Source organism: Acetobacter okinawensis (assembly GCF_002153655.1).
In the GTDB taxonomy this organism is placed as follows: domain Bacteria; phylum Pseudomonadota; class Alphaproteobacteria; order Acetobacterales; family Acetobacteraceae; genus Acetobacter; species Acetobacter okinawensis_A.
This window is the reverse complement of the sequence record NZ_JOPJ01000082.1, coordinates 1-514: the sequence shown is the minus strand read 5'-3', so window position 1 is coordinate 514 and position 514 is coordinate 1. Positions and strand designations below refer to the sequence as shown.

Here is a 514-nt window from a genome sequence, read left to right as displayed (position 1 = left end):
TCCTGGGCCATGTCAAAAACGGTTTCGTATTCCGAGATATGGTAAGGTTTATCCCACCATGTTCTACCTTTTGCATCAGGCTGTTTTAATTTCTGACCCATGATGAAAAACAGATTGGCATTGTAAGGCATGAACCTTTTCATCCTCCAATCGTATGGATATCTGTCGAGTGCTACTTCAGGTTTTTTAAATGCTAATCCCATAAAATTTTTCTCCTTTAATCAGGATGAAGAAAAAATTACGAGAACTACATTTTTTACTTGACTAATTCATTTAAATACTACATAATCAATTCATAAAAACAGTGCTTGTTTTGCTCTCGGTGGCCTCTTCTCCATCGCATTTGTTAAAGTCAGATGTTTGTCGCATCTGGCTTTTTCCATTATTAAAGCATGAAATGTTAATTTATGCAAGTAAAATATAAACTGTATTTATATGCAAGCAAGATTATTAATAAATATGCATTTTTACTTGACAAAATACCTAAAATTGTGCATACTAAACTTACACAAAA

At 32.7% G+C, this 514-nt stretch carries 1 protein-coding gene; it reads right to left on the bottom strand.

Going from position 1 to position 514, the window contains the following annotated elements; genetic code table 11:
- On the bottom strand, positions 1-203 hold a 203-nt coding region (locus HK26_RS13780; RefSeq protein ID WP_219337101.1), incomplete at its 3' end, for a hypothetical protein.
- Between the last annotated feature and the right edge of the window lie 311 nt (positions 204-514).